14 protein-coding genes are annotated in these 15,990 nt (G+C 25.5%); 9 read left to right on the plus strand and 5 right to left on the minus strand.

Translation table 11 applies throughout. The annotated features are described in order from the left end of the window. The first annotated feature begins 281 nt into the window (after positions 1–281). From ACPKM0_RS12820 to ACPKM0_RS12835, 4 genes are all read left to right on the plus strand, one after another. The gene (locus tag ACPKM0_RS12820) at positions 282–2,993 is read left to right on the plus strand and encodes a bifunctional diguanylate cyclase/phosphodiesterase (RefSeq protein WP_472476531.1); all 2,712 of its coding nucleotides are present in this window, start codon (positions 282–284) and stop codon (positions 2,991–2,993) included. A gap of 42 nt (positions 2,994–3,035) precedes the next feature. After that, positions 3,036–3,719, plus strand: a complete 684-nt coding sequence (locus tag ACPKM0_RS12825) for a pentapeptide repeat-containing protein (RefSeq protein ID WP_472476532.1) — start codon at positions 3,036–3,038, stop codon at positions 3,717–3,719. Between the two features lie 95 nt (positions 3,720–3,814). Beyond that, positions 3,815–4,780 (plus strand): tocopherol cyclase family protein, encoded by a 966-nt coding sequence (locus ACPKM0_RS12830; RefSeq protein WP_472476534.1) that lies wholly within the window; start codon positions 3,815–3,817, stop codon positions 4,778–4,780. 91 nt (positions 4,781–4,871) lie between these two features. After that, on the plus strand, positions 4,872–5,546 hold the full coding sequence (locus ACPKM0_RS12835) for a Crp/Fnr family transcriptional regulator (protein ID WP_472476536.1): 675 nt from the start codon (positions 4,872–4,874) through the stop codon (positions 5,544–5,546). 28 nt (positions 5,547–5,574) lie between these two features. On the opposite strand, the gene ACPKM0_RS12840 is transcribed toward ACPKM0_RS12835, so the two are convergent. Then, entirely contained in the window at positions 5,575–6,765 is a 1,191-nt protein-coding gene (locus tag ACPKM0_RS12840) for an adenosylhomocysteinase (protein ID WP_472476538.1), read from the minus strand. Between the two features lie 49 nt (positions 6,766–6,814). Next, a complete protein-coding gene (locus ACPKM0_RS12845; RefSeq protein ID WP_472476540.1) occupies positions 6,815–7,417 on the minus strand; it encodes an HD domain-containing protein in 603 nt (200 codons plus the stop codon). A 187-nt stretch (positions 7,418–7,604) separates the two neighbouring features. On the opposite strand from ACPKM0_RS12845, the gene deoD reads away from it, so the two are divergent. Then, on the plus strand, positions 7,605–8,315 hold the full coding sequence (deoD, locus tag ACPKM0_RS12850) for a purine-nucleoside phosphorylase (RefSeq protein ID WP_472476542.1): 711 nt from the start codon (positions 7,605–7,607) through the stop codon (positions 8,313–8,315). A gap of 70 nt (positions 8,316–8,385) precedes the next feature. Here the strand turns inward: deoD and ACPKM0_RS12855 are convergent, their stop codons facing one another. Next, positions 8,386–9,447 carry a LacI family DNA-binding transcriptional regulator gene (locus ACPKM0_RS12855; RefSeq protein WP_472476544.1) on the minus strand — a complete coding sequence of 354 codons (1,062 nt, stop codon included), beginning with the start codon at positions 9,445–9,447 and terminating at the stop codon, positions 8,386–8,388. A gap of 231 nt (positions 9,448–9,678) precedes the next feature. On the opposite strand from ACPKM0_RS12855, the gene ACPKM0_RS12860 reads away from it, so the two are divergent. From ACPKM0_RS12860 to ACPKM0_RS12875, 4 genes are all read left to right on the plus strand, one after another. After that, a complete protein-coding gene (locus ACPKM0_RS12860) occupies positions 9,679–11,037 on the plus strand; it encodes an ABC transporter substrate-binding protein (RefSeq protein ID WP_472476546.1) in 1,359 nt (452 codons plus the stop codon). A gap of 76 nt (positions 11,038–11,113) precedes the next feature. Further along, a complete protein-coding gene (locus ACPKM0_RS12865; RefSeq protein WP_472476548.1) occupies positions 11,114–11,983 on the plus strand; it encodes a carbohydrate ABC transporter permease in 870 nt (289 codons plus the stop codon). A gap of 11 nt (positions 11,984–11,994) precedes the next feature. Beyond that, complete coding sequence (locus ACPKM0_RS12870) at positions 11,995–12,819, plus strand: carbohydrate ABC transporter permease (RefSeq protein ID WP_472476550.1); 825 nt, start codon at positions 11,995–11,997, stop codon at positions 12,817–12,819. 145 nt (positions 12,820–12,964) lie between these two features. Then, positions 12,965–13,939 (plus strand): SGNH/GDSL hydrolase family protein, encoded by a 975-nt coding sequence (locus ACPKM0_RS12875; RefSeq protein ID WP_472476551.1) that lies wholly within the window; start codon positions 12,965–12,967, stop codon positions 13,937–13,939. A gap of 52 nt (positions 13,940–13,991) precedes the next feature. On the opposite strand, the gene ACPKM0_RS12880 is transcribed toward ACPKM0_RS12875, so the two are convergent. Both ACPKM0_RS12880 and ACPKM0_RS12885 read right to left on the minus strand, forming a co-directional pair. After that, positions 13,992–15,083 carry a type I phosphomannose isomerase catalytic subunit gene (locus ACPKM0_RS12880; RefSeq protein WP_472476553.1) on the minus strand — a complete coding sequence of 364 codons (1,092 nt, stop codon included), beginning with the start codon at positions 15,081–15,083 and terminating at the stop codon, positions 13,992–13,994. Continuing rightward, entirely contained in the window at positions 15,070–15,801 is a 732-nt protein-coding gene (locus ACPKM0_RS12885) for a FadR/GntR family transcriptional regulator (RefSeq protein ID WP_472476555.1), read from the minus strand. The genes ACPKM0_RS12880 and ACPKM0_RS12885 overlap by 14 nt, the downstream gene beginning before the upstream one ends. Between the last annotated feature and the right edge of the window lie 189 nt (positions 15,802–15,990).

Consider the following 15,990-nt stretch of genomic DNA (forward strand, 5'->3'; position numbering starts at 1 on the left):
TTATTGCGCAAATATTTTGTGAAATTTAATTAATTTATGCAAAACATAGTTTTTTTCCTAACAATAATATTAGTGTATATTGAGATATAATTTGTTTCATTGTAAGGAAATATTTTTAGCTATGATAGAATTAGTATTTTAGGGTATTGATTGATAAAATACTAGCGTTTGTAAATTGAATGTAAAATTTTTATTTTATTTTAAAAACTCAATTTTTCATATTAACTATTATTGATTTTTCTTATAATATCAATAAAAAGTCTTACTATGGAGTTCTATTAATGTTAGATGAAAAACCAGATTTTACTAAAAAAGATTATAAGTTTATTTTTAAAAGAAGTTTATATTTTATAATTCCATTTACTATTGTTTTTATCTTTTTGTTTAATGTTCGTTTTAATGATCAAAAGAACAGTTCTTTACAATTAATAGAAAAAGAAAATGAAAAAAAAGCTATTGAAATTGATTTATTAGTAACATTTATAGAGAGTGAACTTTCAAAAGATTTATTGGTGATTAAAAATTCTAATGAACTTAATACATATTTAGACGATAATACAGATTATAATAAAAATGAAACAGCTCAAATGTTTGCTAGATTAGCAAAAAGTAAATCAAACTTTGATCAAATTCGATTTATTGATAAAGATGGGTATGAAAAGATTAGAGTTAATAATTCTACTTCTAATATAGAAATAGTTGAAGATTCTTTATTGCAATATAAAGGAGATAGATATTACTTTTTAAATTCTATTAATTTAGAAGATGAGAGCTTTTATTTTTCACCTATTGATTTAAATATTGAAAATGGGAAAATAGAAACACCTTATAAAGCCTTATTTAGAGTTACAACTCCAGTAATAAAAGATAATGAATTTATGGGTGTAGTTGTAATTAATTATTTAGCAGAAGATATTTTAGAGTTAATAAAGACAAATTTTGAGTTAAATAATAACTATCAGATAAAAGCTTCTCTTGTAAATGAAGAGGGTTATTATATTTATAATAAAGATGAAAGAAAGCTTTTTTCTTTTATGTTTGATGATGTTGATTATAATATACAAAATGATTTACCTGATTTCTTTGAAAAAAAGGATATCAATAGTACTTTTATTTCTAATGGAGTTTTGTATTCAATAGCACAGATTAAATCTGAAGATTTTATTAATCCTTTAGTTTTTTATTTAGTTCAATCTTTTGAAATTAATAATCTCCCAATTATGCAAAATAATATTATTTTTAATCTTACTTTAATTCAATTAATTGTATTAATAGTTTCTGATTTGATGATAATATTAGCAGTATCTATCATTTATTCAAAAAATAAAGATAGAGAACAGCTTGCTCTTACTAATCTAGTTTCTGATAACACAAATGATGCTGTTGTTATAACTGATAGAAAAACTAATATCATATTTGTAAATAAAGCTTTTGAAAAAATTACAGGATATTCAAGAGGCGATTTACTCAATTCTAAAAAGACAAATTACTTTAAATCAGGATTACATTCAGATGAGTTCTATAAAGATATGTGGAACTCTATTAATACGAATAAATACTGGGAAGGTGAGATGTGGGATAGAAAACAAAATGGTTTACTTTATCCTAAATTTTTAAAAATATATGCTATAGAAAACAAATATTCTAGTTCAATTCAAAAGTATGTCGGAATTTTTTCTGACTTAACAAAAGAGAAAGAAAAAGAGAAGAATCTTCAAAAAATTGAAGATTATAATTTTGAAACTAATCTACCAAACCAAAACCTATTATTAAAACTTATGGAAAAAAGTGTAAAAGAGAATGACGCTTTTGGAATAATTAGTTTATCTATTACAAATTATGACGAAATCTTTTTTGATAAAGATATTAATGAAGTACAAATAATTGTTTCAAATTTTATTAATATGATTCAAAGAAAAATATCATATAATGATTTTTTAGCTCAGATATCAACTAATACTTTTGTAGTAGGTATTTTATCTTATGATGAACAGGATGATATTATTAATTTTATTAAAGAGTTAATTGAAGAAATTGATAAAGAAGACTTTTTTTTAAGTGATAAAGATATTTTCTTTAATTTAAAAAGTGGTGTTTCCATATATCCTAAAGATGGAGATAGTGCAATAGAAATATTTAAAAATTCTAAAGTAGCACTTGAAAGTGCAAAAGCAGAAAATAAGAATATAGTGTTTTCTTCAAAAGAAGTTAGAGATTCAATTCAGAAAAAATATTTAATGAGTGTTTATTTGAAGAATGCCATTGTTAATGATGAATTATATTTAAATTATCAACCACAAGTTGATAGTGAAGGCTTTAAAGTTACAGGGGCTGAGGCTTTACTTAGATGGAATAATCCTAACTTAGGTGTGGTATCCCCTTTCTTTTTTATACCAATTGCTGAAGACAATGGTTTTATAATAGATATTGGGTATTGGGTAATTGAACAAGTATTTAAAGATTATAATAAAATAAAGAATGATCTACCAAAAGAATTTAAAATATCTATTAATGTCTCTTCAATTCAATTTAATGATGAAAATCTATTTGATAGAATTATTGCTTTATCAAAACAATATGATATAGATTTATCAAAGTTTGAATTAGAATTAACTGAAAGTATTGTTGTATCTGATATAAAAGAAGTAAATATGAAATTATCAAAGTTTAGAAATAATGGACTGAGCATAGCTCTTGATGATTTTGGAACTGGGTTCTCTTCTCTTAAATATTTAAAAGAATTACTCATTGATAAGATTAAAATAGATAGAGCTTTTATTAAAGATTATCCTGAAAAAGATAATGGAACTTTAGCTAAAATAATTGTTAAAATATCAAAAGAATTAGATTTGAATTTAATAAGTGAAGGTGTTGAGACTCAAGAACAACTTAAATATATAAATTCTATAGGTTGTAAAAATATTCAAGGTTATTATTTTAGTAAACCTTTAATGTTAGATGAATTTAAAGATTTTGTAATAGAACATAAATAATATTTATTATTATGTTAATATATTTATTAAATGGTGATAAATATGAAAAAAGAAAAAAAAGTTAAAAGTAAAAAGAAGATCACAGGTTCAATAGAATTAGATAGCAATTCTTTTTTAGAAATTTCAAATCTAAAAACATATATTAGAATAATTGATGATAATTATATAGAATCAATTAATTTTAAAGAAGCTTATCATATTAATGTTGATTTTAACTATTTGAATTTTGAATCATGCTATTTTAAAAATTGTGAATTTAGTACATGTGATTTTGAGAACTCTACTTTTTTGAATTGTATATTTATTGATTGTATTTTTTTAAATTGTGAATTTGATAAATCACATCTTGATAAAATTACAATTTCAAGTTGTAAATTTATGGGGGCATCTTTTATTTCAGCAAAATATTCTAATATCATAATTAATGATTCAAACTTTAACTATGTAACAAATTTTGAAGCTAATATAGATGATGTTTTAATAAGTGATTCAACTTTTATTGATTCTTCTTTTAATGATTGTAAATTAAGAAATTTTAATACAGATAAAAGTAATTTTTCATCTTCAGAATTCTTTAATACTATGTTAAAAGATATAGACTTTTCAACTTCAGATATTTCTAATATCAGATTATCTGATAGTTTAAAAGAATTAAAAGGTATTATAGTTGATACTTTCCAAGCTGCAGAGTTATCTCAATATTTAGGTATAATTATAAAAAGGTGAAAATGTAGATATTAAATATATTTTATATTTACAATACTTGTATGATAAAAATATGTTATAATTAAATATTCTAATAAATATTTGAGGATATATAAGTGAATAGACATTATAACAAAATTGGTTTTCAAGGAAAGAAAGATGCAATTCATGATGATTATTTTGAAGGATGGTATTATAAACAAGTTTCAAAAAATGGCTTATATACTATTAGCTTTATTCCAGGTATTAGTTATAATATTTTAGATCCACATTGTTTTATTCAATGCATTATAAGTGATAAAAATAAAACACTTACTTCTCATTATTTTAAATATGATGTAAATCAATTTAATTGCCAAGATAATCCTTTTAAAGTAACTATAAATAACACTATATTTGAAGAAAATAATATTTATATAGATTTAAAAGAGGCTGATATAAATATAAAAGGTGAGTTGCATTTTAATCAATTAGAGCCATTAAATAATTCTCTTTTATGTCCTAATATTATGGGATATTTTAGTTATATACCTAAAATGGAATGTAATCATCATATAATTAGTATGAATCACACAATAAAAGGTTCTCTTAATATTAAAGGAGAAGAAATTGATTTTAATGATGGTTTAGGATATATGGAAAAAGATTGGGGTAAATCATTTCCAAAAGAATATATTTGGCTTCAATGTAATCATTTTTCTAAGTCTGATATTAAATTAGCACTTTCAGTTGCTACCATTCCTTTTTTAGGGTTCTCATTTAAAGGTTTCTTTTGTTCTCTTTTTATAGATAATAAAGAATATAGATTTGCGACCTATAATAGGTCAAAACTCAAATTCAACATATTAAAAGATAATCAAATAGATATTACTTTTATAAAAGGTGATATAGAAGTTAATGTTTCATCAACAATAGATTCAGTTTTGTCTTTAGCATCCCCAAAAAATGGGGTTATGAATGACTTCATAAAAGAAGGCCTTTCAGCGAATATTCTATTAAAATTTAGTAATAAACAAAATGGAAAAAAGATAGAAGCTGTTGGTCAAAATGCAGGAATTGAGATAATGATGAAATCTTGGTAAAATTAAAATAATTCTTAGCTTTTAAATTTAGCAAATTACGATAATTTCAATATATTAAAAGTTGAAATATGATTAGAAAGGATTTATATAATTGAGAATAATTCAAAATAAAGAAAAGAAAGAGTATTATTTAAACATTTTTTCTAATATGCTATTAGAAGATGATAAATCATATTTTAGGTATATAAAAGTTGTTTCTTTTAAAAAAGGAGAGCAAATATATTATGAAGGTGATAAAGTTGAAAATTTATATGTTCTAGTTGATGGTTCTATGATTATTGCACCTTCTCTAGAAAATGGTAAATTTGTAATTATTGATTATAGTAATCCTGGTTCTATGTTAGGAGATTTAGAATATTTTTCTCATGATAATATTTATCATGGTGTAATTGCAGCAACTGATTCTATTTTTATTTCTATTGATTATAAATATATAGATTCTTATTTTTCTAAGTTAAATTCTTTTAATTATTTTTTAGCTAAGACATTAGCTGAAAAATTAAAAACAGCATCATTAAAACAGTCTTCTAATTTATTATATCCTTTTGATAAAAGGTTAGCTAATTATATTATTGATTTGTGTAAAATTAGTAATTCTAGTGAAATTCAAATTGATACATCAACTATTGCTCAATATTTTGGTGTAACTGATAGACATTATAGAAGGACATTAGCAAAATTTGAAAGTTTAAATATGGTAAAAAGAAATAAAAGAAAAATTATTATTTTAGATTTAAACTTATTAGAACAATATGGTGAATATTAAAAATGGCTCACGAGGAGCCAGTTTTAATCTATTTTAATAAATCTAACATATTTTCTGATACGTGTTTATCTATATCTTTAGGTACTTTTTGTAAGCCTTTTATTAATGTCTTTTCTTTTACGTTATAATCATTTAATAATCTAATAGCAGAAAGAGATTGAAGAGATAAACCTATATCCATTATTTCTATAGGATTGCCATCTCCTGCACTTAGATTTAATGGGGTAGCATTTTCTAATAAAAAGATACTTTTTTTATCTATTTCGAGTCTTTCTATTCCTTTTTTTACCTCTACTATTTCTATAGCTTTCTTTTTAAGAGATTCAACATTTATTTCAAATCCATAATGGCCACTATTTGCTAAGATTACACCGTCTTTTAAGTATTGAATATGCTTTTCATTTATTACGTCCCAAGATCCAGTTACAGTAATGATTACTTGTGCCTTTTTCAATAAATTCTCAAAGTTATCAACTATATATCCGTCAGCTAGAGCTTTTAGTCTTTTGATAGGATCTCTATCAAATACAAGAACATTAGCACCTAGTCCTTTAAATTTTGTAGCAACACCACTACCACAAAAACCATAACCAATTACTAAAATGTTTTTTCCACCAACTAGAAGACTAGTTGATCTCATAAACCCGTCAACAACAGATTGCCCAACTCCTATAGCGTTTTCTAATAATTGTTTAACAGGAGAATCATCGATTACAATAATTGGGTAATTAGCTTTAACATTATTTTTTTCTATATATAATTTACCCGATCTTGTTTCTTCATTAGCTCCAATTGGATTCCAATTAACATTAGATTTATTATGAGCTAAAATAAGACTCCCTCCATTATCTAAAAATATATCAATTTTATTTTCCATAATCATAGATAAGTATTTTTGATGAGTTTCAAAATCATCATCTTCTTTACCTAAAACTGTTATATTGTCTAAAGATGATAAATATGCAGCAGTTTCTTTTTTTGTTGTGCCAATACAACCTACTAAATAGATATGTTTTGCACCACCATCTAATAAACCTTCAATCCAAAATGCAGTTTTTGGTTCTATATGCATGCAAATAGCTATTACTTTATCTTTAAATATTAAGTTTTCTTTTATTTGTTTGTTTACTAATTTAACTAGAGGCATTTTATCTCTAAACCATAGTTGTTTTTTTGCACCTTCTGTTTTTAAGTTTTTATTATCAATAATTGATTCCATTGTTTTTCCTTTAATTAAGTTTTATCTATAGATGACATTAAATTAAAATTTAAAGGCCTTCAAAGTTCCATTCTTTGAAGAATTGATTTAAATATTTTTGTAAAAAAATTGTTCTTTCTTTTGCTATTTTTTTACCAATGATGGTATTCATTGTTGATTCAAGTTTTAAAAGTTTTTCATAAAAATGATTTATAGAAGAATTATTATTATTGGGATCATATATAGGATTATTATGGGTTGCACCATATGCAAAAACTCTAGCAATTCCTATTGCTCCAATAGCATCTACTCTATCAGCATCTTGAACAATCTTTGCTTCTATTGAAAGTTGTGATGAATCTATATGTTTACTAAAAGATATATTGTTTATATCAGTTAATATAGATTCTATTTCCTTTATATTGAAGTTGTGATTAGTTAGAAATAATCTCGCATTATCTTGATTCTTGTTAGTTTTTTTAGATAATTTATGATCATCAACATCATGTAATAAAGCAACTAAACATACTTTTTCTATATCACAATCTTCATTTTTTGATATTTCTTTTGCTAATTTATATACTCTTTCAGTATGGTAATAATCATGCCCACTAAAATCATTTATAAAAATTTGCTTTACATATTTTGTTGCTTCATTAATTAGTTCATTCATATTATTTATCCTTTGATGCTTTTATTATGAGATAAAAAAAACTGTATTTCTAGGACATTTGTCCGAAAATAAATAGTAACTATTATTTATTTTCACTTTAACCAAAAAAACTTTTTTATAATAAGCAATGTTTAAAAAAGATTGTTTCTTATATATAATAGTTAAAACAATAAGGAGAGAAAAAGTCATGAGTTTACACATTGAAGCAAAGAATGGGGAAATCGCAAAAAAAGTATTGTTGCCAGGAGATCCACTTAGAGCAAAATATATTGCAGAGAATTATTTAGAAAATGCTGTTTGCTATAATAATATTAGAGGAATGTTAGGTTATACAGGTATATATAAAGGTGAAAAGATTAGTGTTCAAGGAACTGGTATGGGAATGCCATCTTTTTCAATATATGCAAATGAATTAATTAACGATTATGGATGTGAGACCTTAATTAGAATAGGTACATGTGGAACAATTAATGAAAATGTTCATTTAAGAGATTTAGTATTAGTAAATGGAACTCATACTGATAGTGCGATATATAAACAAAGATTTAATAATATAAACTTTGCTGCTGTTCCAAGTTTTGATTTATTATATAAAGCATATAATACTGCTAAAGAAAATAATTTAGAAGTAAAGGTTGGTACAGTATTTGTAACTGACTTGTTCTATATGGATAATGCAAAAGAAGTTAATGATTTAATCAAGCGATATAACACTTTAGCAATTGAGATGGAAAGTGCAGAATTATATGCTTTAGGTGCAAAATATAAAGTAGATGTATTAACTTTTTTAACAGTTAGTGATGATTTAATTAGGAATACTAAAGTCGAACCTAAAGATAGACAAACTTCCTTTACTCAAATGATGGAAGTTGCATTAGAAACTATAATTAGTAAATAAGGATAAAGTGAGTAAAATAAATAGCTGTTTGTTAACAGCTATTTATTAGAGAAAAATTTAAAAAGTTTTATTAATAGCTTCTAGGGATAGCTGTGCTATCTCTTTTAACTAATTTACTCGTATATTCTATTCTTGTAATATTAGTTATTCCTTCATCGTGAAATTCACTATTATTGATTCTACTATTAATTAAATTTAACGCCCTTCTTCCTCTTTGAACTATATAGTTTTCTACAGAAGTAAGGCTTAAACTTCTAAATTTAGATGCAAATATATTATCAAAACCACAGACACTAATTGATTGTGGTACCTGTAAATTAGAATCGAGGATAGCATCAATTATTCCATAAGCTATCATATCGTTTATTCCAACCATTGCTGTAATTTCAGGATGTTTAATTAAGCATTGTTTTGCTAATTCGTATCCTGTTTGATATTCAATGTCAGGATGGTTGAGCTCAGTAGGGGATTCTATATTCTTAGAGCAAATTACAAGTTTGTCTTTTATTTTATTATCCTTTAATTCAGCAATTAACCCATCTTTTCTTCTAACTCTAGCACTATGATATGAATCTAGTGTTGTAGTAATATATGCTATATTTCTATGTCCAAGTTCTATTAAATGTCTAGCAACTTTTTTCCCTGCTTCATAATTATTTAAGTCTATTGTATCAAAATGATAATTGTTGTTAAAATCTCCAACTGCAACAAGTGGAATGTTTTTGCAGTAATCTAATACTTCATTTGCAAGTTGAGGAATCATTGTAAATATTATTCCTGATACTTGAGTTTTTTTAGCAAATTTTAAAATATCTTTTTCAACTTCAATATCCCAGTAAGTGTTCTTAATAAAAGTTCTTATTCCAAACTTTGCTGCTTGAATTTCAATACCTTGAACTAAGGTTGAATAATATGGATTATAAACAGATGGGCAAATAATAATAATACTTTTAGAAGATTTTATTTCAGTGTTTTTAATATAGCCTAAATCGTTAGCTATTTTATTTACTTTTTCTATAGTGTCTTCACTAAAGCGTGTTAATTTTTTCTTTGATAAAATCATAGAAACTGCTGCTGTTGATAAATTTGCTTCATCAGCAATTTGTTTTAATGTAATTTTCTTTGATTTCATTAACTTCCACCTCACTTATTATTATTTATATACTAGAATAGCAGATTATTTAATAAAAAGCAATTTTAAACAAAAAAATTACTAAAAAGTTAAATGATATATATTTATTTATTATGATTAGATAACAAAATATTTATTGACATATCAAAATTACGGACTTACAATATTTAAGAATTTGGTTAATTTAATTAAATTGTTAAACAAATTTTTAATTTACTGAAGGAGAGTAATATGAAAAAAATCTTAGTTTTATTGCTATTAGCTACCATGATATTTGGTAATGCATTTGCAGGTGGACAAAGTGAAAAGGAGATGGTTGAAGAAGCTGTAGAGGTTGATGAAACAGCCCCTGTAACTATTCAATTCTGGCATGCTATGTCTGGAGATCGTATTGATTTAATTCAAGGTATTGTTGATAACTTTATGGAAGAAAATCCTAACATTACTGTAGAAGTACAATATGCAGGTAGTTATAATGATACTTTAAATAAAGTAAAATCAGCTTATAAAGCTGGAAATGCACCAGCTGTATTCCATAGCTATGAAATTGGAACTTTAGGAATGATTAATAGTGGATTAATTTCCCCTGTTGATGAATTAGCTGAAAAGTATGGTGAAGTAATTGATTGGGATAATTTCTTTGTTCCTGTTGAAGGTTATTATGAATATCAAGGTCAACATTATTCAATGCCTTTCAATTCATCTACTCCATTAATGTATTATAACAAAACATTGTTTGAAAAAGCTGGTTTAGATCCAAATGATCCACCTGAAACTTATAGTGAAGTAATTGAAGCTGCTAAAGCATTAAAAGCTAGTGGTATTGATAAACCTGTTACTTGGAATTTACATGGTTGGTATTTTGAAGAAATGATAGCTTTACAAGATGCTCCATTTGCTAATAATGATAATGGTCGTGCTGCTGAATTACCTACTGAAGTTTTATTCAATGATGAAGCTGGTAAAAATGTATTAGATTGGTGGGTCGGCATGTATAATGATGGCTTATTCAATGATGTAGGACCTGGTTGGTCTAATCATAGAGCTGCATTTGGTTCAGGCGAAGCTGCAATTATTTTATCTTCTTCTTCAGATGTTAACTTATTAACAAAAGCATTAAATGAAAAAGGTTGGGAAATGGGAACTGGTTTTATCCCTCATCCAGAAGGAGCTGATGGTGGTGTTGCTATTGGTGGTGGATCATTATGGTTAACTAATCAATTAACAAACGAACAACAATTAGCTGCTGTTAAATTAGTAGAATTTATTGCAAATGACGAATCACAAAAAGCATGGCATAAAGGTACTGGTTACTTCCCTGTAACAAAATCTTCAATGGAAGCTTTAGATAGTGAAGGTTGGTTTGATGAAAATCCTAACTATAAAACTGCATTTGATCAATTGTTAGTAAGTCCTGGAACATTAAATACTTCAGGTGCTCTACTTGGTGTATTCCCTGAAACAAGAGAAATAATCCAATCAGCAATCCAAGAATGTTATCAAGGTAAAGATACTCAAGCTGCTTTAGATGATGCTGCAGCAGAAGTTAATGATTTGATTACAGAATGGAATGAACTTATTCAATTATAAAAAATTAATTTATAATTACGTATTTAAGGAGGACAATTATGTCCTCCTTACGATTATTTCACTTTAGGAGGTTTGGATGAAACAATCGGTTTTCCCATCTAAAATATTGCCTTATTTATTATTGCTACCGACTTTTATTGTTTTAGTTATATTTTTATTCTATCCAGCTTTTGAAACATTTAGACTATCTTTTTATAAAGTTAATCCATATACCAATGCTACGAAGTTTGCGGGTTTATATAATTTTAAAAAATTATTATTTAATTCAGATTATGCTCATAGTTTTGGCATCTCGATTATATTCAGCCTTTTGGTTGTTTTATTAGGTATTGTAGTTTCATTAGCACTTGCAGTTTTATTAAACCAAAAGTTTAAAGGTGCTAAAATTTATAGAACATTAATGATTTGGCCTTATGCATTATCCCCTGCTATAGCTGGTGCTTTATTTAACTTTTTATTTAACCCAGCAAATGGTATTGTATGTTATTTTACAGGAAATTATACTTGGCTAACAAAAGGTAGTACTGCTTTTATTGTTGTAGCAATTGCAGCAACTTGGAAAAATTTAGGTTATAATATTGTATTTTATTTAACTGCATTGAGAAATGTACCAAGTGATTCAATTGAGGCTGCTGCTATTGATGGAGCAGGTCCTGCTAAAAGGTTTTTCAAAATTACTTTAGCTTTTGTTTCTCCAACAACATTTTTCTTGTTAGTAATGAATACTACATATGCTTATTTCAGTTCTTTTGGATTAATCGATGTATTAACAGAAGGTGGACCTGTAGATTCAACTAATATTCTTATTTATCAACTTTACAAAGACTTCTTTGTAAATTCACGAATTGGATATGCAGCTGCAGAAAGTCTAGTATTATTCTGTATTGTAGTTCTTATTACTGTTGTTCAATTTAGGACAACTGGAAAGAAAGTTCATTATCAATAGGAGATTTAAAAATGATTGTTAAAAAAAGAACTATAATTACATTCCATGTATTATCAATAATTTCTGTATTTATTATTTGTCTTCCTGTTTTCTTAGCTCTAATAATTAGCTCTCAAACAGAAATACAAGTTTTTTCTAATCCCCCAAAATTAACTTTTTCAAACAACTGGGTTTCTAACTATTCAACAGCTTGGAATAGAATTGATTTGGGAAGAATGATGTTCAATTCAGGTTTTATTGCAATAATGGTAACTATTGGTAAAATAGTAATGAGCTTATTAGCAGCTTTTGCATTTACTCATTTTGATTTTAAAGGAAAAAATATCTTATTCTTTATAATTATTATCACTTTATTACTCCCAGTTCCTGTTAGAATTGTTGCATTATTTGATGTTGTTAGAAGTTTTGATTGGATAAATACATATGCAGGTCTCATTATTCCATTCTGGGCTAGTGCGACGGGAACATTTTTGTTTATTCAGCGGTTTAAAACTATTCCATCAGAATTAGTTGATGCTTCTAAAATAGATGGTTGTAGACCAATGCAATATTTCTTTAGAGTTTTAATCCCATTAACAAAAAATACAATTGGAGCTTTAGTAGTAATTGAATTTATTTATATTTGGAATCAATATTTATGGCCATTAATGGCAACAAATACTGATAACATGAGAGTAGTTCAAATTGGTATAAAGATGCTTATGAATGCAGAATCTTCTAATAACTGGGGTGTTATTATGGCAGGAGTTATTATGACAATAATTCCACCTTTACTAGTTTTCTTTATTCTTCAAGAAAGTTTTATGAAAGGGTTTGCACTTCAAAGTCAAAAATAATAAAAGGTAAATATATCTTATTATACTAGAAAGAGATAAGTCTTTTTCTAGTATTTTTTTTACTTTTATGTATTGGCGTATTTAAAAAAAAGATGTATTTACTCATTTTATTGTGATATCTTAATTATCATTAGGAGATATAATTTTGAATATTAATTACAATGATTTATATAGAAATTGCTTATATGTAGTAGAAAAAGAGGGGTATTATAAAGCTGAGCGCTTAAGTGATAAACAAAAGAAAGCTTTTAAGGAAAAATGCGAAAGATTGAGTATTGAAACTGAATATACATCAGGTGTAAAAATAGAGTTTTATAGCACAACTAGTTCTGTTGAATTTGATTTTAAAACTGACTTATGCTCACAGACTTATGCTAATTTTGATGTTTTTATAAATGATGAGTTTGAAAAGAGTGTTTCTTTTGAAAATAGTGATTATTCTAATTATCATTTTGAATTTAGTACTGAAGTTTTAGGAGATAAAAAAATAAGTATTTATTTGCCTCATAGTACTTCAGTTATGATAAAAGATTTTAAGATTGATGAAGGCTCAACTATTAAAAATAGTGAAATAAAAGATAAAACAATACTTTGTTTTGGTGATTCAATAACCCAAGGTTACAGATCAATACATCCAAAAAATACATATCCTATGCTTTTATCTAAAAAATTAGATATGAATTTAATTAATCAGGGGGTATCTGGTTATGTTCATGATTATAAAATATTTGATGAAGATAATGATATAAAAGTAGATATTGTAACTAGTGCATTTGGTACTAATGATTGGGATAAAATTGATGATATAGAGGAGATTAAAGAAAATATTAGACTATATTTTTCTAAATTAAATTCATTATTTTTTGATATTCCAGTATTTATAATTACACCAATTTGGAGAGGATCATATTTAAATATTAATAAAAGTGGTACATTTTATGATGTAATTTCTATTATTATCAAAGAAACAGAAAAATATAATAATTTTAATTTAATTGATGGATTTGAATTAGTACCTCATAATCCTACCTTCTTTGATGAAAACACTCTCCATCCTAATGAAGAATGTTTTAAAATATATGCTGATAATTTATATAATAAAATTATAGAAATATTATAACGCTATAAATTAATAAAAGATCTAGTAAATAGCTCTTTTATTATAAGTTAAATTAAACTTTAGGCCCATAAAAATGTAATAATTTAAAGTTATCATTTGTCGTAAAAGTAAGGCTTTTACAATTTTTTGGTAAGAAAAATTCATCTGCTTTTTTAATGGTGTATTCGCTATTACCACATTTCATTGTTGCAGATCCTTCAAGAATAAATATTCCTGAAAATACATTATTTAATTTAAGTGTATAAGTGTCATTATGTATTGTAAGTCCATATAATGAGAACATTTTGGTTTCATTGTAATCTATATAACTTTCATATTTACAAGATGTAGTTTTGTTTATAGTTTTTTTGCTAATTAAATATTTATTTAGGGTTTTATCTAAGGATAGACCATTATAGTGAAAACATTTAAACATGTTATTAAATCCAAGTCCTTGATGGCACATGCTATCAGCAATTTTAAAACCGGAATCTGTTATTCTTTCTACCCTTATTGTATAATCTGTAGGTTCTTGAATTTCTACTAAGAAACAACCTGCTCCAATAGCATGAGGGATACCACCGTTAATTAGATATGTTTCACCTATCTTAACATTGATTTTATGCATGCAATTAAGCATTTCTTTTATATCTTGTTTGTTAAATAAATCTTTCCAATATTCTTGAGTTATGTTTTCTTTAAAACCTAAGTAAATACAAGGTTTTTCACCATTAATTTCTCTTCCCCCTAGAATATGCCAACATTCTGTTTTACCATAATTGCTATTAAATAATTTTTTAGCAGTATTTTTATCAGGGTGAACTTGTACTGATAATCTCTCAGATGAATCAATAAGTTTAATTAGTACTCCAGTAGTATCGTTATATTTTTTACTAAAAGCTTCTCCTAAATAATAACTTGGATCTTTTGAAATTAAATCTTTTAATGAAATATTCTCATTATCATCAATGATACTAAGACCCTCATTAACTATATTTTCTCTTCCTGCATTTCTTGCACTTACTAAGCTCATTATCCATTCTTCAGGGAAATGATCATCTTTAGTATTAGATAATCCTAAAAAATCTCTTAATAGTGAACCTCCTAAATACGTTCTCCATGCTTTTGCATTTTTTAATTTTATTGGTTCGTTATTTTTTATCATTTGTAGCCTTCTTTAAAACAGTATTATTTTTAATATAGTTTTTCATATCTATTTCAGATCTCTCAATGTGTCTTTTCATAAGTAAAGAAGCTAATTCTTTGTCCTTGCTTTCGATTGCATAAAGAATTTGTTTATGCTCTTTTAATCCTGTCTTAGGACCTATTGCTTTATTTGATTTGTATTGGTAGTTAATTAAAGATTCGTGGAGTAAATCCATAATTTTAGAAGCTAAAGCATTTTGGGTGCCTTTTACAATGATATTATGAAAATTAAAATCTGCTTTGTAAAATTCTTCATTATTTGTTAACTCAGACTCTTCCATGGATTTTATACATGATTTTAGTTGATGTATTTTCTCATCAGATAATAAATCTATAAATAAAGAAACACAGGATGGTTCAATTAGTTTTCTAAATTCTAGTACAGATAAAGCATCATATTCATCAAATAGAAAATGTGATATTAAAGGATTAAAAAGGGAGGTTGAACTATTTTCTGATATAAAAGTACCATTTCCTTGTATTTTAATTAATATATTACTATCTACTAGTTGGTTTATTGCTTTTCTAACAGCAGCTCTACTAACACCTAAGATATCCATAAATTGAGGTTCAGTATAGATTTTATCACCTTTTGACCATTCATTGTTCGCTATCTTTTCTTTTATATATGTTAATACAATAGAGGATGATGAAAGTGTTTCGCTTTTTTTAACCATATTTATTAGACTTCCTTATTAAGAATTATTTTAGTAATATTCATCTGATGAATATTGTAATACTTTACTCATTAAAGTCAACAGATTTTTAATTTAAAATTAGGCTAATGTTATATAATTATATATTATATAAATAATTAATAAAAAAAAGTATGAATTTATTAATATTTTATTAAACTAAGTATATTT

The sequence above is a fragment of the Pleomorphochaeta sp. genome (assembly GCF_050031695.1).
Taxonomy (GTDB): Bacteria; Spirochaetota; Spirochaetia; order Sphaerochaetales; family Sphaerochaetaceae; genus Pleomorphochaeta.

Bases quoted from the DNA above. Each gene is read 5' to 3' on its own strand.
- deoD (WP_472476542.1), top strand. From the start codon at position 7,605: ATGAGTTTACACATTGAAGCAAAGAATGGGGAAATCGCAAAAAAAGTA.
- ACPKM0_RS12870 (WP_472476550.1), top strand. From the start codon at position 11,995: ATGATTGTTAAAAAAAGAACTATAATTACATTCCATGTATTATCAATA.
- ACPKM0_RS12825 (WP_472476532.1), top strand. From the start codon at position 3,036: ATGAAAAAAGAAAAAAAAGTTAAAAGTAAAAAGAAGATCACAGGTTCA.
- ACPKM0_RS12860 (WP_472476546.1), top strand. From the start codon at position 9,679: ATGAAAAAAATCTTAGTTTTATTGCTATTAGCTACCATGATATTTGGT.
- ACPKM0_RS12820 (WP_472476531.1), top strand. From the start codon at position 282: ATGTTAGATGAAAAACCAGATTTTACTAAAAAAGATTATAAGTTTATT.
- ACPKM0_RS12855 (WP_472476544.1), bottom strand. From the start codon at position 9,447: ATGAAATCAAAGAAAATTACATTAAAACAAATTGCTGATGAAGCAAAT.
- ACPKM0_RS12865 (WP_472476548.1), top strand. From the start codon at position 11,114: ATGAAACAATCGGTTTTCCCATCTAAAATATTGCCTTATTTATTATTG.
- ACPKM0_RS12880 (WP_472476553.1), bottom strand. From the start codon at position 15,083: ATGATAAAAAATAACGAACCAATAAAATTAAAAAATGCAAAAGCATGG.
- ACPKM0_RS12845 (WP_472476540.1), bottom strand. From the start codon at position 7,417: ATGAATGAACTAATTAATGAAGCAACAAAATATGTAAAGCAAATTTTT.
- ACPKM0_RS12885 (WP_472476555.1), bottom strand. From the start codon at position 15,801: ATGGTTAAAAAAAGCGAAACACTTTCATCATCCTCTATTGTATTAACA.
- ACPKM0_RS12840 (WP_472476538.1), bottom strand. From the start codon at position 6,765: ATGGAATCAATTATTGATAATAAAAACTTAAAAACAGAAGGTGCAAAA.